A 26,988-nucleotide genomic window follows, 5' to 3' on the forward strand; every position below is an offset into this window, starting at 1 on the left:
AAACCGTACGAATCTTGTTATTTTTGCCAATTTTTTGCGTGATAAATGGGAAATTTTCGCTACGTTAAGTAGGTGTTGCACCAACTCATTGTGCAATAAGACTGTCATCACACTTTCCTGCCTAAAGTGACCTCTAAACGGTTAAACTTGTTTTAGATCAAACAAAAACAAGAGCAGAGTATGCAGAGTGAATGACAGATTAAGAAAGATTATTAAAAATAACGATGGAGCAATCCAATATGACAAGTGCATTCTTTATCCCTACTGTAAACCTAATGGGCGCTGGTTGTTTAAAAGACGCAACTGACAGCATCCAATCTCAAGGCTTTAAAAAAGGTCTGATTGTTACGGATAAGATTCTTAACCAAATCGGTGTCGTAAAGCAGGTTCAAGATCTACTCACCGAACGCGACGTAGCAACCGTTGTGTTCGACGGCACTCAACCAAACCCTACTATTAGCAACGTTAACGATGGCTTAGCACTTCTTACGGCTAACGAATGTGACTTTGTTATATCTCTAGGTGGCGGCTCACCACACGACTGCGCGAAAGGTATCGCGCTTGTTGCTTCTAACGGCGGACAAATCGGAGACTACGAAGGCGTTGACCAGTCTGCAAAACCAATGCTGCCACTTATCGCAATCAACACGACTGCGGGGACAGCGTCTGAAATGACCCGTTTCTGCATCATTACTGACGAAGAACGTCACATCAAGATGGCTATCGTTGATAAGCACACAACGCCGCTTATCTCAGTTAACGATCCTGAGCTAATGCTTGCTAAACCTGCTTCACTAACTGCAGCAACCGGCATGGACGCACTAACGCACGCTGTTGAAGCATACGTATCTATCGCCGCGACACCAATCACTGACGCGGTAGCAATCAAAGCGATTGAACTTATCCAAGCGCACCTACGCACAGCAGTGAAAAACGGTGAAGATCTAGAAGCTCGTGAGCAAATGGCATACGCACAGTTCATGGCGGGCATGGCATTCAACAACGCATCTCTAGGTTACGTACACGCAATGGCGCACCAGCTAGGTGGTTTCTACGACCTTCCACACGGTGTTTGTAACGCGATTCTTCTACCTCACGTACAGCGTTACAACGCGCAAGTATGTCCTGAACGTCTACGTGATGTAGCAAAAGCAATGGGTGTAAACGTAGAAGGCATGTCTGCTGAAGCAGGTGCAGCGGCAGCAATCGACGCTATCGTTACACTAGCGAAAGAAGTTGGTATCCCTGCAGGTATCAAAGAGCTTGGTGCGAAACTAGAGGACATACCAACACTCGCAGACAACGCCCTGAAAGACGCTTGTGGTTTCACTAACCCTAAACAAGCAACGCACGAAGAAATCTCTAAGATCTTCGAAGAAGCGATGTAATCTAACTGAGTAAATCATTCTCTATTGCCTTAATTCAATCCCCGATATCGTATCGGGGATTTTTTATGTTCACATACCCTGCCAAACATCGCCTTTTAATGTTAGCTTTTAAACATTAATACGATTCATATTGGAAGGAACCATGAGAACGATTGCTGCTGCCCTACTCGCTTGTTTATCCTTTTCTGCCAACGCTGCCGAATACCGCGCCAACGAAGTGGCGAATGGGTTTCAGATCCCTTGGGGGATCGAGTTCTTAGATAACCATCGCGTTATCGTCAATGAAAAGAACGGTACGGTTTCGTTGCTGGATATCACCACAGGCAAACCTCAAAAGCTGTTTAACATCCCCGATGTGAACACCAGTGGACAAGCCGGCTTATTGGATGTCGCGCTCGCACCGAATGCCGATACGCAAAACCCGCAACTCTTCTTTACCTACAGCAAGCGCACGAGTAAAGGCAATACGGTGGCGTTAGCGACGGCGCAATTGCAAAACAATCAGCTTGTGGGTTGGAGAGATCTCTTTGCTGCTGATGCCATCACCGACACAGGTCGCCACTACGGCAGTCGAATTTCATTTATTGACGACAAAGTTTACTTCTCAATCGGTGACCGTGGCGAACGTGATAATGGGCAAGACACTCAAACCCATGCAGGCAGTATTCTTCGTCTCAACCTTGATGGTTCGGTTCCGCAAGACAATCCTTTCAAACCTTCCGAAGCGCGACCTGAGATTTGGAGCTACGGACATAGAAACCCTCAAGGGTTGTTTTACGACGAGGCGACCAAACAGCTGTGGTCGATTGAGCATGGACCACGCGGCGGCGATGAGATTAATCTAATCAAGAAAGGCGCGAACTACGGCTGGGCAAAAGTCTCTCATGGTAAAGAATATTGGGGTCCGTTGGACGTCGGGGAAGCTAAGTCGTTACCAGGAATGGAAGATCCCAAGCTGGTTTACATCCCTTCTATCGCACCAAGTAACATGATTTTGTACCGTGGCGATAAGTACCCAGAGCTGGATGGGAAGATCTTAGCAGGCGCACTGAAACTGGCACACATTAACGTGGTATCGATTAAAAACGGCAAGCTCACCGAATCAAAAAGATTGATGGAGAATCTCGGTGAGCGAGTAAGAGATATAACCATCAGCCCTGATGGTTATATCTACTTTTCTACCGACAGCGGCAAAATCTTTCGTCTTGAGGAGAAATAGTTTTCTCTGACGAACTAGTCAAAAAAGCTAGCTCTTTAAACTCACTGCCACCGTTTCATTGTCAAAATCGAGCGTCATGGTCGAGCCCAATGGAACGGTGAGCATTGGGTGAGTATGGCAGCTATCAAAGTCATACAAGATCGGTAGTGGTTGACCGTTAAGTACTTCTAGCAACACGTCTATGGGTGCACGCCCTGTGCCTTTATCGTTGAACTTTTCATGCTTGCCAAGAACAACCGCAATGACTTTATCAAACACACCGGAAAGCTTAAGCAGCGCAAAAGATCGTTCGACCGTTTCAATACCCTGCAAGCAATCTTCCATCAGCAAAATATCACCGTGTTCGATAATCGGCATAAACTTGCTTGCCCAGATGCCTTTCATGGTATTGAGGTTTCCGCCAATCAAACGCCCAGTGATCTTGCCTTCGCCTTTAAAGTGCCATTGGTTTTGCAAGGTTTGCTTTGCGCGGTCTTGCTCGCCCCACTCTATCCATTCATCTGTCCACCCTTGAGGCATTGTGTATTGATGCTCCAAGCCATCTAACGTATTCACAATCGCCTCAAACGAAGCAAAGGTCTCGTCCACCAATGGCGGGAATTCACCCAGAGATGCCACCAAAGCAGGACCATAGAAAGTAACGATGCCGGTTTGTGCATAAATGCCCATGAGTAAAGCTGTGACATCCGAATAGCCAACAATGATCTTTGGATCTTTCTTCAGCGCCTCGTAATCAATGTAAGGTAGCAATGAGTTACTGTTATAACCACCAATGGTCGACATAATACAGCGCACTTCGGGATCACGAATCAGCGCATTCAATTCTTCTACTCGCTCTTCAATCGAACCCGAGCGATATTGGTCAGTTTTGCCCGTTAAGCTGCCTGCTTTTAGCTGGTAACCATGGGATTCCACGTACGCTTTGGCACGCTCAAAACGAGTTGGAGCAAATACCGTGGCTGGAGAGGATGGCGAGAAAAAGCCGATGGTGTCGCCTTTTTGTAATCGTTTAGGAATGATCATGCGCGTCCTTGTTTTGTGATACATGGTTGATTTATTTTCGTACAATCTAACCAGAATAATCTAAACTTAACAATAACCCTTTGTTTTTTAAAACGATAGTTCGGTCACGTTGTACGAGGTCATTATGATTCCATTCCCTTTACAGCTCGACAAAATTAAAGCCGTTGTGTTTGATTTAGATAACACCTTGGTGAGCTCCGGCATGAACTTCGGTGAGTTACGTCGCCAACTCGGTTGCCCACAAAGCGAAGACTTGTTGGATTTTATCGATGCTCTCGAGCATCCTCACCATCGTGAGCATGCTCATAATGTGATATTTGATTATGAGGTTTCTGACGCGAAGCTGTCTTCCCCGATGCTTGGCTGTCATGAGCTGTTAGCACACTTACATCGAAACAAAATCAAAACCGCCATCGTCACGCGTAACTGTCAAATCGCAACACAGCGAAAATTAGAACACAATCAAATCGCTGTGGAACGGGTTATTACGCGTGAGTGTTTTCCACCTAAGCCCGATCCATTATCACTGCAAATGTTGGCGAAAGAGTGGCGCTTACTTCCTCATGAGGTTCTTTATGTCGGTGACTATTTATATGATCTACAAGTAGCCTATAACGCACAAATGCCCTCTTGCCTCATTCATCATGGGGATGACGTAACATTCAATGATTCTGCTTCCATCGCATTTAATGAATTGAGCGACTTACTCGCCTGCTTTGAATCTTTACAGATAACATGAAAAAAAGAGCACTAAGATGCTCCTTTCTGACTTAATTCCGCTTAAGTCGCATTTGCTAAACGTTATACCAATCACAATAAGTAAGTGATAATAGTCAGCTCAGGAAAAACGCTAGAGAACAAAGCTTAAACTTTCGATAAGTAGTTATTCTACAATCAACTTACTTTGAAACGAAAAGTTAACGAAGTTATCGACAGTAGGTAAATCGGAAACCAGCAAGGGCGATGCATGCTGATCTACCGTGTTGATGTTTCGATAAGTAAATGCCGCTGAGACTAAAAAAGTACCGCTAGCAACACAAAACTGAACTGCAACTTCCCAGATATCGTAAGGTTCATCCATAAACTCCTGACAACGATGAGCCATTAATGTAACGACATTTAGGTTAATATTAAATATATGCTTCTGACATTACTGCAAAAACGAGGCATTGCATTTAGAAAATGCTCCTCCCTCCTAAATTAAGCATTATGATCTAATTTAAAAACTGTATTTAATATTGGCAAATAACAAGGTTGTCGGCTCTTCGCCAAAAACACTGTTACGGCTTCCACCGAAATTCTGGATAACGGTCAACAATTGCCAATCATTTGCCAAAGAGTAGCTGCTCGATAGCCCAACAAAATAGGAATGATCATCATAATAGCTAGCCGACAATGTAAGACGATTCAGTGGCGTAAGATCGAAGCTGAGATCACTGTACCAAGTATGATGGGTGAAGCTTAACGTTTTGGCATCCAATGGGAGATTGAGGTACGTGAGCGCACTGGTCACTTCTTGCGGCTCTGAAATGTACAACCACGCGAAACGGCCTAACCAACTTCTTTGCCCACCGAAGCTATAATCAGTTTCAACGCTTGCTACCGCCGTTTTCTGTGTGGGTGTCCCCTGATAGTTAGAGTCAACTGGGTCAAACCAACTAAGCTCACCGCGGAGCCCTGCATCATATATATCCGTCGAAAAACCGAATCCGAGCACATAGTCCAAGCGCGATCGTCCAACAATCATTTGATAGTCCCAACCCGATTGATTGGCGAAATAACGTAAAGCCGTGCTGTCCTGCCCAGATCTTCTAGCAGGTGCGAACACCAGTTCCACCCCATCTGCGAAGCCAAGGTGGTAGCTGCCCATAATGGCATCTGTGCCAGCTCGCTCTTCATAATCAAAGTCATAAATTGAATATGCATTGTAGATGTCATTCGGGTTCCAGACCGTGTTCATTGACCAATTGACCCGAAACCGTCCCACTCTCGCACCCCAGTCCTCTCGTTGCCAAGAAATATTGAAGCGATCAAGTTGCGTGTTAAATATAACGCCATCTTCACGCCAATTCTTACTCAGATCAAAATAGCCGTTATCTAGTGAAACTAAATCTGCATAGAGGGGAAAATCTGCCGCATCTCCCCACAAGACACGGTTTCTCATCCCAATATTGACACGCCAATCGGAGGAAAATCGATACTCAACGTTGATGCGATTATGAACTAAATGGTCCAGAGTATTCGTTTGATTGTCAGGAAGCGCATAGGTTGCCATGTATTTGATATAACCGTCCAAGTCCCATTGCTTTTTCGGTTCTAAGCCTGGCACATTCGCCAATAATTGAGTCGAGAAAAACACCAACAACGGCATAATTAACGTATAATTAAACACCCCTTGGTCATAGCGACAGTGATTGCTCTTCTTATCTTTATGCATGAGTTCTCTCAGATGCACTTTCGATATTGCTGAAATCTCGCACTAATCGTCCATCTTCAAAAACAATGATACGGTGTGCGCGTTTAATTACTCTCGTATCGTGAGTAGAGAAGATAAACGTTGTCCCTTCTTGCTCACTCAATTGCTCCATGATATCAAGCAGCTCAGCAGTACTTTTGGCATCGAGGTTAGCGGTCGGCTCATCGGCCATGACAAAGCGAGGTTTGGGAGCAAGCGCTCGTGCAACGGCAACTCGCTGCTGCTGACCGCCTGACATTTTCCCTGGCACCTTGTTCATCTGGGCCGCCAGTCCCACTTGTTCAAGCAACGAACTGGCACGTTCTCGGCATTCTCGCTCCGTTTTCCCCTGCAATTGCATCACAAACTCTACATTCTCTAACGCTGTCAATACTGGCAACAAACTGTAGTCTTGAAAGATAAAGCCGATGTTATCGCGGCGATAGGCGATCAATTCTTTTTCAGACATCTCCGAGATGAAGCAGCCATCAATTTCAACGGTTCCAGAGGTGGGCGAATCAATACCACCAATCATGTTTAACAAGGTTGTTTTTCCTGAACCTGACGGCCCCATTATGGCCACAAACTCGCCCTGCTTAATTTCCAGATTGACGGCTTTGACAGCATGAACCGGAAAATCGCTGTTTGGATTATACGTCTTCGTCAACTTCTTGAGTTTAATGGTCATTAAATTTTCTCCGCCATCGCATCTACAGGTTGATGCTTCAAAATTTGTCGAGCCGGATACAAGGCAGCAATGAGACTCGCAATGAAAATTGCCATAATGATCATTTGATAATCCGACAATGAAACTCGTGGATACAGCAGGGTATCCACGCCATAAGCACCTAATCCCTCCGCGAGTCCACCCAACGACAAGCCTGTCACACTAAGTACTTTAAGCATCACGACACTACCAAATAAACCAAGCGCACACCCCGTCAAACCAAGAAACAGGGTCTCTAATATGATCAACGTTCGGATCTTATGCTTTTGCATTCCTACCGCCATTAACACACCGAACTCTCGCGTTCGCTCAAACACCGACATCAACATAATATTGATAATGCCGAGTGTCATCGCGAGGACAAAAACCACCAACGTTACCTGGTTAGAGATATCCATAGAGCTCATCATGGTAGAAAGCAATGGTTGAATTTCAGACCATGATCTTACCGTTAGTGTGTGCGATGCAGATTTAGGAAAAGTCTCTCGAACAAAAAACTCTGCGACCTTCAATACATCGCTTTGATTGGAATTTAAAAGAATAGCAATTTCATGTGCGCCGGAAAGGCCAGCCAGTTTCTCTAAATCGGCTTTTCGCACATAGACGTTTCCCTCATCAAAAGTGTTTGAAGGCGTTTTGAACACACCTCTTACGCGAAATGCCGCACCTGCAACATCACCATGAACATCAGATAGCGTTAAAATCACCTTAGAACCCACACGCAGATTCAATCGCTGCATCGTTTTGGCGGACACTAAAATCGGATTACGTCCCTCTTCATTGAGCCACTCCCCTTCAGTGATGTGTTTGGCTAATGGTGTGATCCGGTGTTCTTGCTCAATATGAATACCGTTAATGCGCACCCCACGCGTGCTTCGTGCAGATGCGATCATCCCATCAACTAGAAAGCGAGCCGAAATAGCGGCTACTTCTGGTTGCCTGAGTAAATCTCTCGTTAATGAAGGGGAATCAGGGATGATGGCTTTGAGTTCGGGGTTATTCAAATAAGACTTTTGGTGAACTTGCAGATGGCTTGTTTGCCATGAAATGGCATTTTTTATCATGCTATCAACGATGCCATTCATAAAGCCCATCATCGCAACAACGCCCATTAGACCAAAAACCATCGCACCCAACATAATCGACGTTCTCAGTTTATTGCGCCACAAATTTCGCCAAGCCAATTTAACTAGCATGCATGCCCCCTTTTAGTGCGCTTGCAACAGGTAAACGAAGCAAACGTGAGATTGGGTACAGCAAACACAACAACACAATGACTAATACCACTATGATCTGGTCGATCAATAAACGGGGCTCAAGCAGCACAGGGACTATCGGTTCAAAGCCACTCTCACGCATCAACTGCGCCGCATCGCCTGTGATTTCAATGGGATTAAAATAAAAATAACCCAACACAGGTGCACTTATCAAAAGCCCGATGACAATACCAATGACGGAAATAAACGTTGATTCAATGACCAACAACGCAACCAATTTTGAACGTAACATACCTGTTGCGAGCATAACGGCAAACTCACGCTGACGCTCTAAAGTTGTCATCAGGATGGTGGCAAATAGACCAAACCCCACCATCCCATACAAGATATAGATCAAGAATATCCCGCCAGCTTTATCTAACGCGATCTGCTGTGCCATTTCCGGAGAGAGTGCTTGCCAATCTTTCACCGCCACATCCTCACCATAACTTCGTTGGAGTTGGTAAACCGTCTCAGGTAACGTGTGCAAACTTTTTGTGTTCAATACCCACGCTGTCACTTGATCATTGAGAGAATAGAGGGTTTGAGCGACATCAAGTGGCATATAAACCAGTTGCGAGTCAAGCTGCTGTAGAGGGAAATGAAGTATCCCAGCAACGTTATACAGCCCAGCGGCCGTTTGACCTCGATAACCCGCCCCATAAAGCACTAGTTCATCTCCAACCTTAAGCTGTAAATACTGGGCTAGGCCACCACCAACTAACACAGACGGTTGACCTGAAGAAATGAAGCCACCTGCAACAATTTTATCACTGATGCGAGAGTAATGATTTTCTGCGGCAGGATCGACGCCCAAAACCATCACGCCTTTGGATCGTTCGCCATTTGCGGCCAATGCAACAGATTCCACCCGAGGTAAGATCACATCGATATTTTCGTTACCTCGAGCGAAGGAGATGAAATCGTCACTTTGTGGTAGCACATCATCTATGCTCGACGACTCTCCAAACTCGGGATGTTGCAGTTGCACTAAGCCGCTATAAAATTTGGCGGTATTTTGTATAGTAGAAGTATAACTCCCTTCTTGGAACGCTCGGGTGATGAGAGACAGAAACAACACTAGTGCTAAGGCAGAAGCAGTCAACAGAGTTCTGCGCTTTTGTCGCCATAAATTCCGCCACGCCAGCTTTATCAGCATTGCTTTCTACCCCTCCTCTTGGTTGATAACGTATCACTCCGTCAATCACGTAATGATTTCATTTGCTGCTGAGAGAAGAAGCCATCATCTATCTCGAAATCAAACTGAGCCTGATGAGTCGTTAGCACTGTTTTATTTCCCGGTTCATCCACGGGTTGCATCTCCATCCGCGTTGCTAACTTTCGCCCCCCTAACAGCTTCACGTCGTACGTTGTCATCACGTTGACCAACTCATCGAACTCATCATAAAAGTCAACTTTACGCTGTAAGTATGTCGATGTTGATATCCATAATGTTATCTTACTCCAGACTACGGGCGCATCGGGATTCGCAACCGCTTCTATTACCCAAACGGCATCGCCATCAAAACTGTCTTTTCTCTTGAGTTCATGCTGATAGTCAACAACGATAGAAGACTGATTAATTAAATCATCATTTGTGAAATCGGATCCCATCCAAGATTGACTCAGCATGGACGGTGCAATTTTGATCACGCGCTCGATACTTGGTACCCAATTCCACATCTCTCTCTGACGCTTTAGTGATGCACTGCCCTTGTCTTTCGCTGGAGCAGTCACTAAAACCAGAGAAAGTTCGGTTCCTTTAGTCCAACTTTTCATGCTCATAGATCGAGTCCAGTCTGGACGAATAATGTCCATCGTCGCTTCACTGTAACTGGCATCTCCTCGCATCGCGAGATCGGATTTCTTGACAATCTCAAACGCAGTTTCTGCGTAAACTGTCAAAGAACAAAACCAACTTATTAGAAAGACAACCGTTTTACGCATAACCATCCTCAGTGCCAAATGCTAATGAGTAAGCAGCAAGAAATAACAACAAAAACATTGAGTTCAAATGAGTATAGCAAGTGATGTGCATAGTCGTACGAGGTTGAAGTCAAATTCTAATCAAGCTGATTGAACCTCAAAACATTACGCTTCGCGTGAGATATCTATCGTCACCGATTGCGCATAGGGCACCTAGGTGAGAAACGCCTGACACAGTCCACAAAACCAAATCAAAAACACATTGAAGGTTCGCTCAGTTCGCTTAGGTTTGTTAGTTTACTCGCAATTTTGGCCCTATTATTTTTATCGCTCAGATTATGCCTTCCCAATACAGAATTAATAAGATCGTCGAGATTGGCGACACACTACACAGAAGCGGATGTGCTCCGTATAAAGTAGAGAAATACACTCAGCACTATGCACAAAAGCATGGTGTCGATGTCATGATTCAAGCCACGCCAACGGCGATTAACTACCAGTTTCCCGATGACAACAACGCTGTCGTTCTTAAGCGTTTGAAGCCAGCTTCAATCAACCTTAGCTTACTCGCAAATACCATCATTCAAATTAGCCAACCCAGCAGAGAACCCGTTCATGAACCACCCGCATACTCAAATTGGATCATTGCTCTTGCAAATATGGGCATTCCGGCCGCATATTTAATGTTGGTTGGCAGTACCTTAGAAGCAATTGGCTTTGCGTTTTTGCTTGGCTTAATGGTTTGGGGTTGTCAGCAAGTTTGCCGTGATCGTCGTGCAATTGCGGTAGAATTTGTTGCCGCGTTATTTACAGGGATCATTGTTGCCTACCTATCAAGCACAGGCTTGCCGATACCCGTTTGGGCATTATGTATTGCGACTATTGTTTTGTTCGTGCCAGGCTTATCCATTGCAAATGCGCTAGAATGTTTGGCATTTAACGACTTGGTTTCTGGCACGAGTTTATTGGGGCAGTGCGCGTTATCATTGATTAAGCTGTTTGTTGGCATCACCATTGGGCTCAATATTGGTGAATCTATCTGGGGACAGGCACAATCTATTGACTATATCAATGAGGTTCCAACATGGATGCACGTCGGGGGACTGTTCTTCATCTCCGCCTGCTTAGGCGTGATATTTAACGCTCGACCAGTGGATATTTTGCTTGGTCTGCCTGTTGCAGTACTCGGTATGTGGGGGCCACTCTACCTCGGCTTTGACAGCGGTTGGGTGGTGGGAACTTGGGTAACCACCGTTCTTATAACTTTGTATGGTACTTGGATCGCCAAAAAGATGGAACTGACCGGTTCAATCTATATCATACAAGGGATTATTATACTCGTACCTGGCAGTCGCGTTCTGGTCAGTGCTGGACAATCCGTATTCGAGCAATCCATCCTACCGATCCCAAGTATTGGTCTGTCCGCTCTGTTTATGTTTTCTGCCATTGTTGCCGGGCAAATTACTGCCTATTCCATTTATTCGCCGCAAATTGAGCGATAACGATGGGTATTCCCAAGTGACTTCAAGATGCTAGCTTACTTGGGGATAAAATAAGAAACCTATTCAAAATCCACATTAATGAGCATTTTGAATAGGACTCTTTACCTCGATGCTTCTCTTTTCTGGAAAAACTGCCTTTTCCTTTTTTAATTTTCACCACTCTCCTCCTAAATAATGGGCTAGTAACAACGGCATTCAACGTGTTGTCTTTAATTTCACCTCTGCCAGATTCAAAATCTTGCGCCATTTCATTTGCCAGAGGATCGGGCAACTTGCTTTTCATAGAGCCTCCTTAATGGTCCAACCACATGAATAATAAATCATCAAATTAGTCAAACCCATTGAACTCATGCCAAGCTTTGCTACAAAAGTTCACAAACCCGCCATTTATTTGAAATTCCATCAAAAATATACAGAGTAAAAAGTGACAAAATACAAATATTTGTTCGTTCAACATTAATATCTGTTGACTCTCATCGTATTTAACCTAGACTCGATTGCGGCTAGAAAGAAAGTTCTTTGTTTGCACATTTCGTTGGATTACTTGTGATTCCGCCGTCCTGTGGTACGCAATAGCAATTTATTTTTTCCACGCTATAAGCGCCGAATAGGCGAAAGATTACACAAAAAATTAGATATTTAGGATATTAGATATGTCTAACACAGCTACTGGTACAGTTAAGTGGTTCAACGAAACTAAAGGCTTTGGTTTCATTCAACAAGAAAACGGTCCTGACGTATTCGCACACTTCTCTGCAATCACTGGTGACGGCTTCCGTACGCTTGTTGAAGGTCAGAAAGTAGAATTCGTGATCTCTCAAGGCCAAAAAGGTCCTCAAGCAGAGCAAATCAAAGTACTTTAATTTTTAAAGAATTTGATATGATGGCCAGCTAATTAGCTGGCTATTTTTTTGCCTACAATTTGTTGATATTTCCCATGGCTCTTAAACCGACAATTTACAAGTTTCGTATCGCTATTTCCGATATGAACAACGATTATTACGATTCAAAAAACCTGACCATTGCCCTCCACCCTTCAGAAAAACCGCAGCGTATGCTTGCACGTATTTTTGCATACTGCCTAAATGCGCAAGACAATTTGGCGTTCACTAAAGGACTTTCAACAACTGAAGAGCCCGATTTATGGTGCGTTGAAGCTGACCAAAGCATTACGCACTGGATTGAGATAGGTGAACCAGAACCTGAACGAGTAAAAAAAGCAACGCGTTTAGCAAAGAACGTTAAAGTCTATACTTACAACACCAAAGCATCTGTCTGGTGGGAGAAGATGGCGGGCAAGTTTGGCATGCTACCTGTTAACGTGGCGAGCTTTGACTACGACGCTATCGACGTTATTTCACAACACCTTGAACGAGGCTCTAGCCTTTCAGTGATGATTACCGGCTCTTCCATTTTTGTTGATTTAAACGAACAGCATGTCGAAGTGACGGTTAAGGAGTTGCAAAGTCATGACCCTTCTTAATCAGCTGATCCAAGATATGGGGTTTAAGAACATCCCCTTTATGGAACAGCACAAAGCGGCAAGGCGACGTTGGACAAATGAGCAAGCGCCTTTGTTCACTAAGGTATGTGAAAACAAGCCAGATACCGCCCCTGCCCTACACTTGTTAGGCCTGCTGACCAAATCACATATTGAAGCCAGCGCACAGTATGAAAAAAGCGCGACCACTTCCCAGCAGATGCAGCAAGTACTCAGCAATACTTTGGGCGATGAGCACGCAGACAAGTTTACCAACCAGTCTGCGGAAGATCTTACCCTTATCACCCATATGTGGCTATACACTCAAGGCTATCTAAATATGGATTTCAGTCTAGCGCATGACCATGCAGAGCAAACTCAACATACATTGCACCATGAACTGATCATCAAACGTATAGATTTGGATGCATTTCGAGCCGATCTAATGCATAGTTTCTACTTAGGGAAGGAAGCAAATTCAGCTCCGTCTAAAGGAATATTAGGCTGGCTAAAACGGCTTTTTTCCCTATAAAAACCATGGTTTTGTCAAAGGGAAACAACTGATAGACTACGCTTTCTGTGCAGCACCATTACTCGTTGCATAGCTATAAGGACACTCATCTACTGAACAGCAAGGGATCATTATGAAGTTTATCCGTTGGATTTTGGGAAAAATCATTTTATTGCTCAATGCGGTTTTCTCTCCTCGAGGCATTCAACGCTCTGAAGACGCACAGAGAGATATAGACGAAAAAGCCAAGCAATATTCACTTTACCAATTTGAAGCTTGTCCATTCTGCGTAAAAGTCCGTCGTACGATGAAACGTCAATCTGTCAATATCGAACTGCGCGATGCTAAAAACAACCCAACGCATCGTACGGAGCTTGAACAAGGTGGCGGTCGAATACAAGTTCCTTGTCTTCGTATTGAAAAAGATGGCCAAACACAGTGGCTTTATGAGTCTTCTGATATCATCACTTATATTGAAAAAGAATTTTCCTAGTTCCCCCTAGAACATTAGCGGATATAAAAGAGGCACCTACCGATGCCTCTTTTCTATTTTCTGTTTTCAATGTTCAAGATACTTTGAATTAGACATTACTCGCTACTGCCCAACAATCAGCATGAGTTCAACACGGCGGTTACACGCTTTTCCTGTAGAGGTCGCGTTACTGCACTGCGGAACATACTCACCAAACCCTCGAGAAAAAATACGCTGACGCGGTAAGTTTGTCGCCAACAATTGCTTTTCAACTTCCTCAGCACGTTTTTCTGACAAGCTGTCATTAAAAATCGCACGACCAGTGCTGTCTGTGTGACCATCAATCACGACGTCTATGTCGCTTCTTCCGGCTAAGTAATGACCAAGGTTTCGAATCCAATCTTGTGATTGCAGCGAAAGTTGGGCAGACCCCGTTTGAAAATGAACCTGCTCTTTTAAACGCACCATTAAGTGCTCGCCACTGACCGCTTCATAAGCGATATGATGTCGATTCAAGAACATTTCTAACGATGTCGCACCTTGCGTCATTTCTTGGGGAGTCGTTCGGGGTTGAACCTCGCAATTTGATGCTACGTAGGGTGTTGCCACGTATCCCCACTCTGGGTGCATCAACTCCGAGTTCGTTCTAGGCGCGGTATCTAACATATTACCCCCCGGAACCATTTCTGAATTTATGCTGCCACAACCAGCTAAGATGCCACAAATAACCAAAAACCAATGCTTCATAGCGATACCAACGTAGGATAGATTCTTATATGTCGACCAAACATGTTATTACTTTAACATGATTAGTCATTTGCTCCCTATTCTCTAGCAGCTATCATGCCAATGACAAACGTCGGCTTCTCACTATGCTTTCTCTAATGAGGCAGTGCGCCTAGATAATGTTTCAACTAAACATTATTCAATTGTGTAACAAGTCGTATTAATAGTTTTCGTTGATCACATTAACCGATAAACTAACCTCCACTGTTATATTCAGAGTGTTATTATGTTCAAAACCATTTTCAAAGCTTTTGCCTTAGTTGCCGCTACCGTGGCATTGTCTGCTTGTGATGACGGCAATTCTCAGCCACAACAAGGTAAGCAGTTCGAGGTATTGCCAGTTTCTCTTGCAGAATACAACCTAGCGCCACTGAGTGAAGTATTCTCTCTTAATTGCGGCCATTGTCGTTCAATGGAAGATTTCGTCCCTCAAATCGAATCACTCACTGATCAAAAAGTGGAAAAACTACACGTGACATTTAATGAAACCGCTCAAATCAGTGCGATTATCTACTATACGGCAGTAATGCAGCTTGACGGTACCCCGGATAAAGCGTTCATGGAGGATCTTTTCGCTGCCGTTCAAATGAGTGCAGACGCGACGGCAGACGAACGCCAAGCAGCGGTAGAGCAAGCATTTGAATCTCGTAACCTCATCAGCCCTTATCAGCTCGACAAGACACAGCAAGACAAACTGTTTGAATATATTGTAAAAGCGGAAGAAATCACAACTAATGGCCAGGTCAATTCTGTTCCTGCTTTTATCGTCAATGGTAAATACCAAGTGATCACTGGTGGACATGAAACTGTCGAAGCGATGGCTGAAACCATTAACTATTTGCTTAAACAACCGAAATAACACAAGGAGTAAATGTGTCTAAATTTCTGTTTCCTCTAATTATTTTTATATTGGCTGGTTTTTTCATTTACCGTACTTGGACAAACCACCAAGTTGCTGACGAAAACTTTACTAAGGGTCAAGCATTCCTGCTAGAAAACAGTAAAAAAGAAGGCGTCATTACCACTGAAAGCGGCCTTCAGTATCTGGTTCTAGAAAAAGGGACTGGCGACTTGCACCCTACGGCAAACAGCAAAGTAAAAGTACATTACCATGGTACGCTTATCGACGGGACCGTCTTTGACAGTTCGGTAAACCGTGGTGAGCCAATCTCATTTGGCCTTAATCAAGTGATCAAAGGCTGGCAAGAAGGTGTGCAGTATATGGTCGTGGGTGAGAAAATCCGCCTATTCGTACCGAGCACACTTGGCTACGGTAAGAACGGAACGGGGCCAATCCCACCAGCAAGCGTCTTGATCTTTGATATTGAACTGTTGGAAATCCAATAATCGCCTAACAAAAACGCCGCATTGATTGCGGCGTTTTTATTGCCAGTTTCTAAAGACCAAGCCAAACCTAGTAAGCAATCAAACTTATCGTCATTTCATCTTCGTATCGGCCAGCTGCAACGCCTAGCACCATTTTATTTTAAAATGCCAAATTAAAGCGAGTTTGATTGCCTTTGCGAGTCGTTAAGAACACTGGTGTTTCCAGTATCATCTTCTTACTTCTTAGGGCTAGTTTAAATCATCGAGATACCGTCATATGAAACAATAAAGAATACCGTTTAATTTTAAACGGCATCCTTTGTTTATTCTATTTTTAATTATTTCGGGTGGAAAATTAACTTGCCGCTTTCCACCATTACACAATCCATTCCCGCGGCATGAGCAGCTTGCTTACCTAACTCTGTATCCTCAAATACAACGCATTCATCAGCGCCTAAACACAATTGCTCTGCAGCCAATAAAAATGTGTCAGGGAACGGTTTATGTCTTTCTACATCCGTAGCGGTAACAACGGCATCAAGTTTACTCAGAATACCTGCCTTCGCGAGTAAGCGCAAAGCGCAATCGCGTTGGCTGCCTGTGCCTACTGCGATTTTCTTATTACCTAAAAAACTTTCTAACACGATATTTGTACATGAGATAATTTCACCGTGCTCCTCCATTTCCGCAAACGTATCCATTTTAAAACGTGATACGATTTTTGGATCGAGAGATAAGCCATGTTCACGGTTCACTTCACTCACAATTTTAAAGCTTGGCATACCACCTAGGCTATGTAACCAATCTTGATGAAATGGGAAATTAAATCGGTCTGCCGTCGCTTGCCATGCAGCCATATGGGCAGGCATAGTGTCAATCAACGTCCCGTCCATATCGAAAATTAGTCCCTTATAAGCACTAAAATCTATTGTGTTCATCTCTATTCTTCTATTTATATACCACTGATGGTAATTTATCATCCATCGCAACAATTCTTATGGCGCCTAGTAATTATGCTCAAAATTTCTAACTCTGTCACAATTCAGGACTGGGAAATTCAATTATCTCCCATCCGAGCTCAAGGAAATGGTGGGCAAAACGTTAATAAGGTATCGTCTGCGATACATCTGCGCTTTGACGTACATCATTCTACACTCCCGGACTTTTATAAAGAGCGATTACTTGCACTTTCTGACAGCCGGATATCGAAGGAAGGGGTGATTATCATCAAAGCGCAGCAGTTTCGGACACAAGAGCAAAATAAAGAAGACGCACTTAATCGATTACAAGCGTTGATCCAATCAGCCGCCCGACAAGAGAAAAAGCGTATTAAAACCAAACCTACTCGTGCTTCACAACGTCGTAGGCTTGATAGTAAAAACAAGCAAGCGACAAAAAAGCAGCAACGCCAAAAAGTGCTGCATTAGCAAACGTCAGATCTAGCATTGGGACCGGCTATGGTTTCCTTACCTTGGTCAATTATTCAGGATGTAAAAATGACTATTAGACAAAAATTGTACTCTCTCGGCACTATCGCCATTTTGGGTATCGTGGCTCTGTTGGGGTTGTCAGCAAACTTTGCCAAACAGACCAATGAATTAAACCATGCGATTAAACTCGTCAGTGACTTGGAGATTCAACTTCTCAATTTACGACGCAATGAGAAAGATTTCCTCCTTCGCAATGACCTCAAATATCTCGACAAATTTGAAGCGAATGTGGAACTCTTCCTTGGCTTAGAAAAAGAATTAGCTGACATCCTAACCCATTATGAACTCCCTTCTAGTCAGCCATTCAAGCAAGACTTATTGTCTTACCATGGTGGATTTCAAGACCTAGCCACAGCATATAAACGTTACGGACTCGACAATGACAGCGGCTTGATCGGCAATTACCAACAACAATTGCTACGTGCTAAGCAAAGTGCCACTCATCCGCAGTTTCTTGCTCTTATTGAGTTCGATTCAGCCGTCAAATCTGGTGAGGTGAATGCTAACTTATTACAAGGTTTATCTGCTGCAGGATTGTTGGATAGTGCCAAACAGGTCGCAGCACAAAAACAAATCATTGGTGTGAGTTACAAAGAAGGATTGCTCGGCAAAACTCGCTCCCTATCGCATACGGTAGAAGCACAGTTTAAAACTTTCTCTTCTTTGATCGGCACTGCCACAGAGCAGCGCAATTCACAAATGGCGATCATCAAACAAGCACTCACGGCCATCGTGTTACTTGTGCTTGTTGTACTTATCTGGCAAATCTCCCGATCAATTAACAATCGCGTCAGTGTTTTGTTAAACACTATCCAAAATATCAGTGTGAGTAACAATATTAGCTTACGCTCAGAATTAACAGGTAAAGACGAGTTAGGAGACATCAGTCATCACCTAAATGATTTACTCAATAAGCTAGAGTGCCTTATTCATGATACGAAAGAGAAGTCAACTCAGCTGTCTGCAAGTACAGATAACATGCATCGTGAACTTGAGGGGGTAATAGAACAGTTTAATACTCAAACCGATCACACCTCTTCAATGGCTACGGCGGTTCAGCAAATGGTCGCAACCATTGGTGAAATTTCAGAGAGCACCTCTGTGGCAGTCGAAGGCGTCCATCAAGCCGCAAACAACGCTGAACAAGGTCGCGACGTGGTTGAAACAACGGTAAAAAACGTTGGTCAACTGACGAGCATTCTTTCCAATAGCCAGCAATCCATTCGCTCTTTGAATGTGCACGTAGACAAAATTGGTGGCGCAGTTAACATCATCCAAGATATTGCTGAGCAAACCAATCTTCTTGCGCTAAATGCAGCGATCGAAGCGGCACGAGCAGGCGAGCAAGGGCGTGGCTTTGCGGTTGTCGCAGATGAAGTTCGAGCATTAGCAAGCCGCACTCATCAATCAACGGAAGATATCACGCATGTGGTCTCTGACATTCAGTCTCAGATGTCGATGGTGGTTGCGGATATCGACCAATGCAACGATCAGGGTCAACAAACTCTGCAAGCATCTGAACAACTGGATTCGAGTCTGCAGCAAATCATTGCCGACATGCACGCCATCCAAGGTAACTCAGAACGTATTGCTTCTGCGATCGAAGAGCAAGGCATTGTGATGAACCAAGTGAGTGATTCCATCACCGAATTGAACGTTATTTCAGAAACCAATATGCAGTCTGCGCAAGAGTGTTTGCATGAAGTGAACTCTGTCTCCACGCAAGCTCAAGAGATGGATAATGCGGTTGCCGTATTTAAGACCCGTAATGTGTAGTTCGATTTAGCCAATCTGATATAGAGACAGCAATTGAGAATAAAAAGCCCGAAGCATTCACATGCTTCGGGCTTTTCTTTATGGGTAGACTCAATACTTATTCATCATCCAGAGGAATCAGCTTAGTGCTACCACCGTGGATCTTCTCACGTTTTCTCTGCACCATAGCATAGAAGCTCGGAATCAGGAAAGTACCAGCAAGAAGTACGCAGAGCAGACCACCAATGAGGGAGATACCCAGTGAGTTCTGGCTCACATGACCTGCGCCTGACGCGAAGATCAATGGAAAGATACCTAAGATAAATGACCAAGATGTCATGTTTACGGCACGGAAACGAAGCTTACCACCTTGTACCGCTGCACTGTTAATTTCGTCCTCTTTCTCTTCACGCTCTTGCTTGGCGAATTCTACAATCAGGATTGCGTTCTTCGCCGCGAGCGCTATAAGCAGAACAAGCCCTATCTGTGCGTACAAGTTGAGCGGTGTTCCAGTCAAGTTCAATGCGAGGAAGGAACCTAACGTCGCCACTGGCACCACTAGGATGATCGCCAGAGGAATACTCCAACTCTCATACTGCGCCACCATGAACAGGTAAATAAAGATCAACGCCAATGCAAACGCGAAAATGGCTTGGTTACCTGCCAGTACTTCTTGGTAAGCCATGCCCGACCATTCGTACGTGTAACCTTGCGGTAGCACTTCAGCCGCAACACGTTCCATTGCTGAAATTGCGTCACCACTTGAGTAACCCGGCGCTGGTTGACCTTGAATGATCGCGCTGCGGTACATGTTGTATCGCCATGCGACATCGGGTTCAAACACTTGCTCATAGCTGACTAGTGTACTTAGTGGCACCATATCGCCGCTTGAAGAACGCACGTGGAAACGCGCCAGATCTCCCATGCTACTACGGTGCTCACTGTCCGCTTGCATGGTGACGCGGAAGTTCTTACCAAACATGGTAAAGTCGTTCACGTACAGTGAGCCAAGATTACCTTGTAATGTTTGGAAGATAGACGACAGTGGTATACCCAACTGCTGCGCTTTCTCACGGTCAATATCGACATAGTAGTGTGGTACGTTTGCACGGAAAGTACTGAAGGTGTAAGCAATTTCTGGCGCTTGGTTTGCCGCCTGAATCATCTCACCCATTACCATCGACAAATCAGTACGGCTACGACCTAACGTATCCTCTAGTACGAACTCGAACCCCGATGCCGCGCCCATACCAGGTACTGCCGGTGGCCCCATAGCGAATACAATCGCTTGTGGCAGTTCCATCGCCGCACGACCATTAATACGGTTCGCAATCGCATTTGCTGCGTGCTCGCCGTCTAGTCCATTACGCATATCCCAGTCATGCAGTTTGATGAACAGAGACGCACCGTTCGATGCTGCTGCACCTGTCATGAATGAGTAACCATTCGCCACCGTGACACCATCGACTCCTGGCTCTTGTTCAACCATTTTCATCAGCTTATTGGTTACTTCCTCAGTTCGAGACAGTGATGCAGAATCCGGAAGCTGAACGTTCACCAACAAGATGCCTTTGTCTTCTTGAGGTACGAATGCGGTTGAGGTTGTTTTCGCGAAGAAAGTGACTGCCGCTACCGCTACGAAGAAAAAGGTAACCACTAGCAACGACTTCTTCACTAGAAAGCCCGCGATTTGACCATAGCGCGTTGTGACGCGTTCAAGACCACGGTTGAATGCTTGGAACCAACTTGCCGTGTTGCCACCGCCCTGCTTCAACACCAACGAACACAATGCTGGAGACAGCGTTAGCGCGTTGATAGATGAAATCATTACCGAGATACAGATCGTCAATGCAAACTGACGATACATGATGCCGGTAATTCCCGGCAACATGGCTACAGGTAGGAATACCGCCAAAAGAACCAATGTCGAGGTAATGATTGGGCCCGTTACCTCTTTCATCGCTAGCAACGTTGCTTTACGCGGAGAAATGGTTGGATCTTTCGCCATGGTGGTATCCACGTTCTCGATAACCAGAATCGCATCATCTACTACGATACCGATGGCGAGGATCAAGCCGAACAGGGTTACCGTATTTATGGTAAAGCCCGTTGCCTGCATGATGGCGAACGTACCGATAAGCGAAACAGGAATCGCGACAACTGGGATCAAGGTTGCTCGCGCACTGCCTAAGAACAGATACGTCACCGCGATTACAAGCAAGATCGCTTCAATCAGCGTCTTCACTACGCCCTTGATCGATTCTGCAACGAACACGGTTGTATCGTAACTGGTTTCGTAAGCCATGCCTTCTGGGAAGTTGGAGCTTAAACGATCGAGCAACGCCATTACCGCTTGACCACTTTCCAATGCGTTTGCATCTGACTGAAGTGACAGCGCTACGATAGACGCATCTTGACCACGGAACTTGCCGTTACCGTCGTAGAACTTCTTACCAAGCTCAACTCGTGCAACGTCTTTTAGATAAACGGTAGAGCCATCTGGATTGGCGCGAAGCACCACATCCTCAAACTCGCTCACGCCTTCTAGACGACCTTTGGTCACTAGGTTGAACTGAACTTCTTGAGGGTTATTGTACGGCGCAGCTCCGATACGACCAGCCGCGACCTGCACGTTTTGCTCCGCCAATGCTGAGTAAACATCTGTCGTAGTAAGGTTCAGGTTAGCCATTTTTTCTGGGTCTAACCAAACACGCATCGCGTATTCACCACCACCGATCACGTTAACTTCACTGATACCTTTGACGCGCGCCAACTGGTCTTTTACGTTCAGGTTGATGTAGTTGATGAGGAATTTATCATCGTACTTACCGTCTGGTGAGTAGAAGTTCAGAACCATCAACAAGTCCGGAGAACGCTTTTTAACCGTAACACCTACCATGCGCACTTCTTGAGGCAATTTTGACTCAATTTGTGAGACACGGTTTTGCACGTTAACCTGAGCCATGTCTGGATCAGTGCCCACATCGAAGGTTACGTTCAGGCTGTAAGAACCATCATTGGCACTCTTTGAAGACATGTAGATCATGTTTTCTACGCCGTTCACCGAGGTTTCTATTGGGTCAGCTATCGCTTGCTCCACCACCTCAGCGCTTGCACCTGTGTAGAATGCCGTCACACTCACCGATGGCGGACTGATTTTTGGATATTCAGCAACCGGCAAGATCGCTAAAGAGATGGCTCCTGCCAACGTCAATATGATCGAGATAACCAGTGCGAATTTCGGTCTTTGAATAAAGAAACGACTTAACATTGCCCCTCCTACTTCTTATCTTGGTCAGGAGATTGAACTCGCACTTCTACCCCGTTACGTACACGTTGTAGACCCTGCGTAATCACCGTTTCATCCTTCTTTAGACCCTCACTAATGATGATGCCTTGATCTACCTGAGAGCCCAATTTAACATTGCGGCGCTCTGCGATATTGCCCTCAGCCATCACCATCACGAAGTTACCTTCAAGATCCGTTTGAACTGCGCGACGAGGAACTACGAGCACATCTTTCGCATTCTTATCACGCAAATTGACTTTAATATGCTGGCCAGGAAGAAGCTGCTGTTCTGGGTTTGGTACCAGCGCTCGCATCGCAATCGTCCCGGTTTGGGTATTAATTCGGTTGCCCAAGAAATCTAACTGTCCTAAATGCGTATAGTATTCGCCGTTTTCTAGCTCTAACTGCACCTCGACACTGCTCGACTCTGCACTGCCGTCACCTTTAATGCCATCCATACCTAGGGACAAACGTTCACGCTCACTCACGCTGAATGAAGTATGTACTGGGTCTAGGCTCACTAGCGTGGTCAGAATGCCAGAAGATGGCGAAAGCAGATCACCGGTACTCACTTTACTGTCACTGATACGACCGCTAAATGGTGCGCGGATTTGGGTGTAAGAAAGGTTTACTTCTGCAAGCTTGAGCTGAGCGTTTGCCGCCTCAAGCTCTGCGCGAGCACCAAGCAACGTAGCCGTCAAGGCGTCGAATTCAGATTGAGAGATACTGCCACGTGGCAACAAATTCTTGCCACGTTGGTGGTCGAGTTCCGCTTTCTTTAGGGCTGCTTTTGCTTGAGCTAGCGCCGCTTTTGCACTCGCCACTTGCGCTGCAAAAGAAGAAGGTTCGATGGAGTACAACAATTGCCCTTTCTCCACCATCTGACCTTCGTCAAAATGACGAGCTTCAAGATAGCCGGAGACTTGTGCCGTGATATTCGTATCTTCTAAAGCTTCAATGCGACCGATGTAAGACTTACTCGGTTGGTAGTCAATAATTGTGACATCCTGCGTCACAACAAGAGGAGCTTGCGACCCCTTCTGGGCATTATTTGCTTCTCCGCAACCCGCGAGGATAGCTGTTGCCGCCATTAGTGCGACGAGTGGTTTCTTTTGCATGTATTTACCGTCTTTATGGAACAGGATTCGTTTGAAAATACCTTAACCATACAGGGGTATTTGTCCGAAAACTTCAAGATAATCAAAGGAAAATGTATCAAAGTGTAAGGCAGATAAACAACTTATAAATTGGCGATACTATAAGCCAAATAGTTTGGAAACAGGCTCTTGCTACAGTGTGAAACTGATGTAATTTCCACTGTAGAGGTAGCAGTTTTGATACTAAGCGTGATTCGGAAGTTTTAAAAAATGCAAACTTCTCTTCCACATAGTGCGATTTGCCTATTTTTTTAAAAAAAATACGTTATCATTCAGCTAATTCAAAGCCTTCGACCGAGAGGATAAGTATGATTTCTAAATGGGCGAAACGTTTTTACCAAATGGCCGAATTGGTTGCCTCTTGGAGTAAAGACCCATCGACACAAGTTGGTGCCGTGATCACTAATCAGAACCGAATTGTTTCCGTCGGCTTTAACGGCTACCCTCATGGCGTTTCTGACAGTGTGGATACGGACGAACGGGAACTCAAGTACCTAAAAACATTACATGCGGAAGAGAACGCAATTCTCTTTTCTAAACGTGATTTGGATGGCTGTGATATTTGGGTTACGCACTTCCCTTGCCCAAACTGTGCCGCAAAAATAATCCAAACGGGGATCTCTCGCGTGCATTGCCCGGAACAATCAGAAGACTTCTTATCTCGCTGGGCAGATAAGATACAAGTAAGCCAAGACATGTTCGACCAAGCAGGCGTCGAAGTTGACTGGTTACCAATTGATAAGATTGAAGACAATGACGTCCGTTAATCAAATCATTGACAAAGAAAACAATGACTAGAAAGTAATAAGGCCCAGACAATGTCTGGGCCTTATTACTTGTCTCAAGCTCGTTAAGCTTGTTTTGTCGCCGTCAATTCAGCAATTTTCACAATAACTTGTACCGATTTTTCCATCATCTCAACCGAGATAAACTCGTGGATACCATGAAAGTTATAACCACCAGTGAAAATGTTCGGACAAGGCAAGCCCATAAACGACAGACGCGCACCATCTGTGCCACCTCGAATAGGCTTAATGAGCGGTTCCACATCACATGCTTCCATTGCTTGTTTCGCTAAATCGATGATGTGTGGATACGGCTCAACCATTTCACGCATGTTGTAATAGTTATCTGTTAGCTTCAATTCAACCGAACCGTGTTTTAGCTCTGCATTCATCTCATCCACAAGCTTCTGTATGAAGGCTTTACGGCTTTCCAAACCTTCACGGTCAAAATCGCGGATGATGTAGCCTAGTTCACTACGAGCGACACCAAGTTCACCCGATTTGAGGTGGAAGAAACCTTCGTAACCTTCTGTCGCCTCTGGTGTTTGATCTTCTGGCATTTGCACTTGGAATTTGGCGGCCAAATTCATTGCGTTAACCAATTTACCTTTTGCTGTGCCTGGGTGAACGCTCACGCCGTGAAAAATCACATCGGCGCTTGCTGCATTGAAGTTTTCGTATTGCAACTCACCTTGTGGTCCACCATCGACAGTGTAAGCCCACTTCGCACCAAACTTCTCCACATCAAATAAATCTGCACCACGGCCAATCTCTTCATCTGGGGTAAAACCGACACAAATATCGCCGTGTGGGATGCTTGGGTTTTCAATCAACATAGCGATAGCCGATAGAATTTCAGCAATGCCAGCTTTGTTATCTGCGCCGAGCAATGTCGTACCATCAGTGGTGATGAGATTGTGACCATGTAACTCATGCAAATCAGGATATTGCACTGGTGATAACACTTCATTCCCTAAACCTAACGCAATATCACCGCCATGGTAATCTTCTATAAACTGGGGAGTGACATTTTTCCCAGAAGCATCTGGCGCAGTATCCATATGGGCAATGAAACCAATAGCCGGAACATCATAGTCAACATTGGATGGTAGCTTTGCCATTAGATAGCCGTTATCAGTGAGCGTGACACTACTAAGCCCAAGCTCTAACATTTCTTTCTTTAAATATTCCGCAAACACCGATTGACCAGGGCTACTAGGGCAGACGGTTTCATTGGGATTTGATTGGGTATCGAACGTGACGTAGCGAAGAAATCGGTCAACTAAATGCTTCATAATAATTCTCATTGTTTTGGCGTAAAGGCTATCGCTGTTCAGTGTATTACGATGAGCCTATCTAACATTTTTCTCCATGCATGTTACGCTCATAGCATAATAAGAAATTGCTTTGAATCATTTTTTGTATAGAAAGCTCACAAGGTAGATATGAACACAATGAATCATTATAAACTATTGGACCCTGTAAATAATTCAGTCCATTAACTCTTCCGCTAACTCGCGCCATTCTCTTACTTTATTATGAAAATATTTCCACTGCTTATCACTCATCGAGTTAGATATATCCAATGTGAATTCATTGGTGAGCGCGATATTATGATTAATATTCTTACTCAATTGTTCACTATAATAACTTTCCGGTTCGAACAATAACTGCATGAAGACTTGCTGATAAACAGAACGGTTGGATTTATTATCAAAAAGATATTTAAGTTCTTGATATATTGAAGAGCGGTAGTTACGCCATAATTGGCTATTAATGAGAACCTCTTCAGAAAGTTGTTTTGCTCGCGCTCTTTGTTCACTAGACAATGCCCCTATCCACTCTTCCATCCACTCCTCCGTATTATCGAGCACCATTTTTCTTAATTCCTGCTCCGGCTTACCCGCATATTTATTATCTTTTTCTTCATATCGTTCTTTAACACTATCAAGAAACTCTCGTTGCTGCTTTTCAGTGAGCTGCATGCTGAGGGAGAAAAGGTCTGGTGCCGCTTTGGAAACAAGGCGTTGGTAATGAGCTCGTACCATGTCGCGATTTTTTTGCAGCACATCAAACGTGACCTCTCTTTTCCGTATCACTTCTAACGACTTCAAGTGCTCAATATAGACTGGTAACTCCTCTTTCTTATGCCAATCTGCCAATAACAAAATTCGCTCTTCCAGTAACGACTCCTGTTCAGCGTCAAGAGAGACATAGTTGTCTAAATATTCAATGACAATCCAATCAATGTTGCTGTAAAAAAATTTCTTTGTGCAGCCAACGAACAATAGAATAGACATCAAAATTATGCCATAACGACCGACTTTATTAGAAAAATACTGTAATTTCATGGCACTTACACACTCCCTTTCTCGCGATTAAGTTCTATACTCAATCTGTAAGCGGCAAACTTACCCCCTTCGGGCAACGGATCATTGCCA

The 26,988-nt window shown here is 44.6% G+C and carries 27 protein-coding genes; 13 read left to right on the forward strand and 14 right to left on the reverse strand.

Annotated features, from left to right (window positions below; all coding sequences use genetic code 11):
• The first annotated feature begins 239 nt into the window (after nt 1-239).
• Entirely contained in the window at nt 240-1,388 is a 1,149-nt protein-coding gene (gene yiaY / locus AK965_RS07460) for an L-threonine dehydrogenase (protein WP_099079024.1), read from the forward strand.
• Nucleotides 1,389-1,530: 142 nt separating this feature from the next.
• The gene (locus AK965_RS07465; protein WP_099079025.1) at nt 1,531-2,607 is read left to right on the forward strand and encodes a PQQ-dependent sugar dehydrogenase; all 1,077 of its coding nucleotides are present in this window, start codon (nt 1,531-1,533) and stop codon (nt 2,605-2,607) included.
• A gap of 27 nt (nt 2,608-2,634) precedes the next feature.
• On the opposite strand, the gene AK965_RS07470 is transcribed toward AK965_RS07465, so the two are convergent.
• Entirely contained in the window at nt 2,635-3,630 is a 996-nt protein-coding gene (locus tag AK965_RS07470; RefSeq protein WP_099079026.1) for a S66 peptidase family protein, read from the reverse strand.
• Between the two features lie 124 nt (nt 3,631-3,754).
• Here AK965_RS07470 and AK965_RS07475 point away from each other — a divergent pair, with 124 nt between their 5' ends.
• Nucleotides 3,755-4,369: an HAD family hydrolase gene (locus tag AK965_RS07475; RefSeq protein WP_099079027.1), complete on the forward strand. Its 615-nt coding sequence runs from the start codon at nt 3,755-3,757 to the stop codon at nt 4,367-4,369.
• Between the two features lie 144 nt (nt 4,370-4,513).
• Here the strand turns inward: AK965_RS07475 and AK965_RS20425 are convergent, their stop codons facing one another.
• The 6 genes from AK965_RS20425 to AK965_RS07500 all read right to left on the reverse strand — a co-directional run bounded on the left by AK965_RS20425 (nt 4,514) and on the right by AK965_RS07500 (nt 10,015).
• Nucleotides 4,514-4,735 carry a hypothetical protein gene (locus tag AK965_RS20425; protein WP_172438098.1) on the reverse strand — a complete coding sequence of 74 codons (222 nt, stop codon included), beginning with the start codon at nt 4,733-4,735 and terminating at the stop codon, nt 4,514-4,516.
• Nucleotides 4,736-4,849: 114 nt separating this feature from the next.
• On the reverse strand, nt 4,850-6,001 hold the full coding sequence (locus AK965_RS07480) for a hypothetical protein (RefSeq protein ID WP_099079097.1): 1,152 nt from the start codon (nt 5,999-6,001) through the stop codon (nt 4,850-4,852).
• Nucleotides 6,002-6,059: 58 nt separating this feature from the next.
• Nucleotides 6,060-6,773, reverse strand: coding sequence for an ABC transporter ATP-binding protein (locus AK965_RS07485; RefSeq protein ID WP_099079028.1), 714 nt, complete (start codon nt 6,771-6,773; stop codon nt 6,060-6,062).
• Nucleotides 6,773-8,008: an FtsX-like permease family protein gene (locus AK965_RS07490; RefSeq protein WP_099079029.1), complete on the reverse strand. Its 1,236-nt coding sequence runs from the start codon at nt 8,006-8,008 to the stop codon at nt 6,773-6,775. Before AK965_RS07490 ends, AK965_RS07485 begins: the two co-directional genes overlap by 1 nt.
• Nucleotides 7,998-9,227 (reverse strand): ABC transporter permease, encoded by a 1,230-nt coding sequence (locus AK965_RS07495; protein WP_099079030.1) that lies wholly within the window; start codon nt 9,225-9,227, stop codon nt 7,998-8,000. The genes AK965_RS07490 and AK965_RS07495 overlap by 11 nt, the downstream gene beginning before the upstream one ends.
• Before the next feature lie 41 nt (nt 9,228-9,268).
• A complete protein-coding gene (locus tag AK965_RS07500) occupies nt 9,269-10,015 on the reverse strand; it encodes an outer membrane lipoprotein-sorting protein (protein ID WP_099079098.1) in 747 nt (248 codons plus the stop codon).
• A gap of 317 nt (nt 10,016-10,332) precedes the next feature.
• On the opposite strand from AK965_RS07500, the gene AK965_RS07505 reads away from it, so the two are divergent.
• Nucleotides 10,333-11,496: a threonine/serine exporter ThrE family protein gene (locus AK965_RS07505; RefSeq protein ID WP_099079031.1), complete on the forward strand. Its 1,164-nt coding sequence runs from the start codon at nt 10,333-10,335 to the stop codon at nt 11,494-11,496.
• 22 nt (nt 11,497-11,518) lie between these two features.
• On the opposite strand, the gene AK965_RS07510 is transcribed toward AK965_RS07505, so the two are convergent.
• Nucleotides 11,519-11,779 carry an alternative ribosome-rescue factor A gene (locus AK965_RS07510; RefSeq protein ID WP_099079032.1) on the reverse strand — a complete coding sequence of 87 codons (261 nt, stop codon included), beginning with the start codon at nt 11,777-11,779 and terminating at the stop codon, nt 11,519-11,521.
• Nucleotides 11,780-12,149: 370 nt separating this feature from the next.
• On the opposite strand from AK965_RS07510, the gene AK965_RS07515 reads away from it, so the two are divergent.
• From AK965_RS07515 to AK965_RS07530, 4 genes are all read left to right on the forward strand, one after another.
• A complete protein-coding gene (locus AK965_RS07515; RefSeq protein WP_005375625.1) occupies nt 12,150-12,359 on the forward strand; it encodes a cold-shock protein in 210 nt (69 codons plus the stop codon).
• A 74-nt stretch (nt 12,360-12,433) separates the two neighbouring features.
• Nucleotides 12,434-12,979, forward strand: a complete 546-nt coding sequence (locus tag AK965_RS07520; RefSeq protein WP_099079033.1) for a YaeQ family protein — start codon at nt 12,434-12,436, stop codon at nt 12,977-12,979.
• Entirely contained in the window at nt 12,966-13,508 is a 543-nt protein-coding gene (locus tag AK965_RS07525) for a hypothetical protein (protein ID WP_099079034.1), read from the forward strand. Before AK965_RS07520 ends, AK965_RS07525 begins: the two co-directional genes overlap by 14 nt.
• A 112-nt stretch (nt 13,509-13,620) precedes the next feature.
• Entirely contained in the window at nt 13,621-13,980 is a 360-nt protein-coding gene (locus AK965_RS07530; RefSeq protein ID WP_099079035.1) for a glutaredoxin, read from the forward strand.
• Nucleotides 13,981-14,082: 102 nt separating this feature from the next.
• Here the strand turns inward: AK965_RS07530 and AK965_RS07535 are convergent, their stop codons facing one another.
• On the reverse strand, nt 14,083-14,706 hold the full coding sequence (locus AK965_RS07535) for an OmpA family protein (protein WP_099079036.1): 624 nt from the start codon (nt 14,704-14,706) through the stop codon (nt 14,083-14,085).
• Nucleotides 14,707-14,971: 265 nt separating this feature from the next.
• Here AK965_RS07535 and AK965_RS07540 point away from each other — a divergent pair, with 265 nt between their 5' ends.
• Together AK965_RS07540 and AK965_RS07545 are read left to right on the forward strand one after the other, a co-directional pair.
• Nucleotides 14,972-15,604: a thiol:disulfide interchange protein DsbA/DsbL gene (locus AK965_RS07540; protein ID WP_099079037.1), complete on the forward strand. Its 633-nt coding sequence runs from the start codon at nt 14,972-14,974 to the stop codon at nt 15,602-15,604.
• A gap of 14 nt (nt 15,605-15,618) precedes the next feature.
• Nucleotides 15,619-16,092 (forward strand): FKBP-type peptidyl-prolyl cis-trans isomerase, encoded by a 474-nt coding sequence (locus tag AK965_RS07545; RefSeq protein ID WP_099079038.1) that lies wholly within the window; start codon nt 15,619-15,621, stop codon nt 16,090-16,092.
• Between the two features lie 317 nt (nt 16,093-16,409).
• Here the strand turns inward: AK965_RS07545 and AK965_RS07550 are convergent, their stop codons facing one another.
• Complete coding sequence (locus tag AK965_RS07550) at nt 16,410-17,009, reverse strand: beta-phosphoglucomutase family hydrolase (protein WP_099079039.1); 600 nt, start codon at nt 17,007-17,009, stop codon at nt 16,410-16,412.
• 75 nt (nt 17,010-17,084) lie between these two features.
• Between AK965_RS07550 and arfB the strand changes: the two genes are divergently transcribed.
• Both arfB and AK965_RS07560 read left to right on the forward strand, forming a co-directional pair.
• Nucleotides 17,085-17,498 (forward strand): alternative ribosome rescue aminoacyl-tRNA hydrolase ArfB, encoded by a 414-nt coding sequence (gene arfB, locus AK965_RS07555; RefSeq protein ID WP_099079040.1) that lies wholly within the window; start codon nt 17,085-17,087, stop codon nt 17,496-17,498.
• 69 nt (nt 17,499-17,567) lie between these two features.
• The gene (locus tag AK965_RS07560) at nt 17,568-19,337 is read left to right on the forward strand and encodes a methyl-accepting chemotaxis protein (RefSeq protein ID WP_099079041.1); all 1,770 of its coding nucleotides are present in this window, start codon (nt 17,568-17,570) and stop codon (nt 19,335-19,337) included.
• Between the two features lie 97 nt (nt 19,338-19,434).
• Here the strand turns inward: AK965_RS07560 and vmeZ are convergent, their stop codons facing one another.
• Both vmeZ and vmeY read right to left on the reverse strand, forming a co-directional pair.
• The gene (gene vmeZ / locus AK965_RS07565) at nt 19,435-22,587 is read right to left on the reverse strand and encodes a multidrug efflux RND transporter permease subunit VmeZ (protein ID WP_099079042.1); all 3,153 of its coding nucleotides are present in this window, start codon (nt 22,585-22,587) and stop codon (nt 19,435-19,437) included.
• Nucleotides 22,588-22,595: 8 nt separating this feature from the next.
• Entirely contained in the window at nt 22,596-23,723 is a 1,128-nt protein-coding gene (gene vmeY, locus AK965_RS07570) for a multidrug efflux RND transporter periplasmic adaptor subunit VmeY (RefSeq protein WP_099079043.1), read from the reverse strand.
• Between the two features lie 347 nt (nt 23,724-24,070).
• Here vmeY and AK965_RS07575 point away from each other — a divergent pair, with 347 nt between their 5' ends.
• Nucleotides 24,071-24,529 (forward strand): dCMP deaminase family protein, encoded by a 459-nt coding sequence (locus AK965_RS07575; protein ID WP_099079044.1) that lies wholly within the window; start codon nt 24,071-24,073, stop codon nt 24,527-24,529.
• A gap of 83 nt (nt 24,530-24,612) precedes the next feature.
• Here AK965_RS07575 and pepT read toward each other — a convergent pair whose 3' ends face one another.
• Together pepT and AK965_RS07585 are read right to left on the reverse strand one after the other, a co-directional pair.
• Nucleotides 24,613-25,842, reverse strand: coding sequence for a peptidase T (gene pepT / locus AK965_RS07580; protein WP_099079045.1), 1,230 nt, complete (start codon nt 25,840-25,842; stop codon nt 24,613-24,615).
• 195 nt (nt 25,843-26,037) lie between these two features.
• On the reverse strand, nt 26,038-26,898 hold the full coding sequence (locus tag AK965_RS07585; RefSeq protein WP_099079046.1) for a DUF6279 family lipoprotein: 861 nt from the start codon (nt 26,896-26,898) through the stop codon (nt 26,038-26,040).
• Between the last annotated feature and the right edge of the window lie 90 nt (nt 26,899-26,988).

The organism is Vibrio sp. PID17_43, from assembly GCF_002608565.1.
Classification (GTDB): Bacteria; Pseudomonadota; Gammaproteobacteria; order Enterobacterales; family Vibrionaceae; genus Vibrio.

Bases quoted from the DNA above. Each gene is read 5' to 3' on its own strand.
- AK965_RS07560 (WP_099079041.1), top strand. From the start codon at position 17,568: ATGACTATTAGACAAAAATTGTACTCTCTCGGCACTATCGCCATTTTG.
- AK965_RS07550 (WP_099079039.1), bottom strand. From the start codon at position 17,009: ATGAACACAATAGATTTTAGTGCTTATAAGGGACTAATTTTCGATATG.
- AK965_RS07525 (WP_099079034.1), top strand. From the start codon at position 12,966: ATGACCCTTCTTAATCAGCTGATCCAAGATATGGGGTTTAAGAACATC.
- AK965_RS07510 (WP_099079032.1), bottom strand. From the start codon at position 11,779: ATGAAAAGCAAGTTGCCCGATCCTCTGGCAAATGAAATGGCGCAAGAT.
- yiaY (WP_099079024.1), top strand. From the start codon at position 240: ATGACAAGTGCATTCTTTATCCCTACTGTAAACCTAATGGGCGCTGGT.
- AK965_RS07470 (WP_099079026.1), bottom strand. From the start codon at position 3,630: ATGATCATTCCTAAACGATTACAAAAAGGCGACACCATCGGCTTTTTC.
- AK965_RS07585 (WP_099079046.1), bottom strand. From the start codon at position 26,898: ATGAAATTACAGTATTTTTCTAATAAAGTCGGTCGTTATGGCATAATT.
- AK965_RS07485 (WP_099079028.1), bottom strand. From the start codon at position 6,773: ATGACCATTAAACTCAAGAAGTTGACGAAGACGTATAATCCAAACAGC.
- AK965_RS07515 (WP_005375625.1), top strand. From the start codon at position 12,150: ATGTCTAACACAGCTACTGGTACAGTTAAGTGGTTCAACGAAACTAAA.
- AK965_RS07530 (WP_099079035.1), top strand. From the start codon at position 13,621: ATGAAGTTTATCCGTTGGATTTTGGGAAAAATCATTTTATTGCTCAAT.
- vmeZ (WP_099079042.1), bottom strand. From the start codon at position 22,587: ATGTTAAGTCGTTTCTTTATTCAAAGACCGAAATTCGCACTGGTTATC.
- pepT (WP_099079045.1), bottom strand. From the start codon at position 25,842: ATGAAGCATTTAGTTGACCGATTTCTTCGCTACGTCACGTTCGATACC.
- AK965_RS07465 (WP_099079025.1), top strand. From the start codon at position 1,531: ATGAGAACGATTGCTGCTGCCCTACTCGCTTGTTTATCCTTTTCTGCC.
- AK965_RS07495 (WP_099079030.1), bottom strand. From the start codon at position 9,227: ATGCTGATAAAGCTGGCGTGGCGGAATTTATGGCGACAAAAGCGCAGA.
- vmeY (WP_099079043.1), bottom strand. From the start codon at position 23,723: ATGCAAAAGAAACCACTCGTCGCACTAATGGCGGCAACAGCTATCCTC.
- arfB (WP_099079040.1), top strand. From the start codon at position 17,085: ATGCTCAAAATTTCTAACTCTGTCACAATTCAGGACTGGGAAATTCAA.
- AK965_RS07475 (WP_099079027.1), top strand. From the start codon at position 3,755: ATGATTCCATTCCCTTTACAGCTCGACAAAATTAAAGCCGTTGTGTTT.
- AK965_RS07520 (WP_099079033.1), top strand. From the start codon at position 12,434: ATGGCTCTTAAACCGACAATTTACAAGTTTCGTATCGCTATTTCCGAT.
- AK965_RS07500 (WP_099079098.1), bottom strand. From the start codon at position 10,015: ATGCGTAAAACGGTTGTCTTTCTAATAAGTTGGTTTTGTTCTTTGACA.
- AK965_RS07505 (WP_099079031.1), top strand. From the start codon at position 10,333: ATGCCTTCCCAATACAGAATTAATAAGATCGTCGAGATTGGCGACACA.
- AK965_RS20425 (WP_172438098.1), bottom strand. From the start codon at position 4,735: ATGGCTCATCGTTGTCAGGAGTTTATGGATGAACCTTACGATATCTGG.
- AK965_RS07535 (WP_099079036.1), bottom strand. From the start codon at position 14,706: ATGAAGCATTGGTTTTTGGTTATTTGTGGCATCTTAGCTGGTTGTGGC.
- AK965_RS07575 (WP_099079044.1), top strand. From the start codon at position 24,071: ATGATTTCTAAATGGGCGAAACGTTTTTACCAAATGGCCGAATTGGTT.
- AK965_RS07480 (WP_099079097.1), bottom strand. From the start codon at position 6,001: ATGCCGTTGTTGGTGTTTTTCTCGACTCAATTATTGGCGAATGTGCCA.
- AK965_RS07540 (WP_099079037.1), top strand. From the start codon at position 14,972: ATGTTCAAAACCATTTTCAAAGCTTTTGCCTTAGTTGCCGCTACCGTG.
- AK965_RS07490 (WP_099079029.1), bottom strand. From the start codon at position 8,008: ATGCTAGTTAAATTGGCTTGGCGAAATTTGTGGCGCAATAAACTGAGA.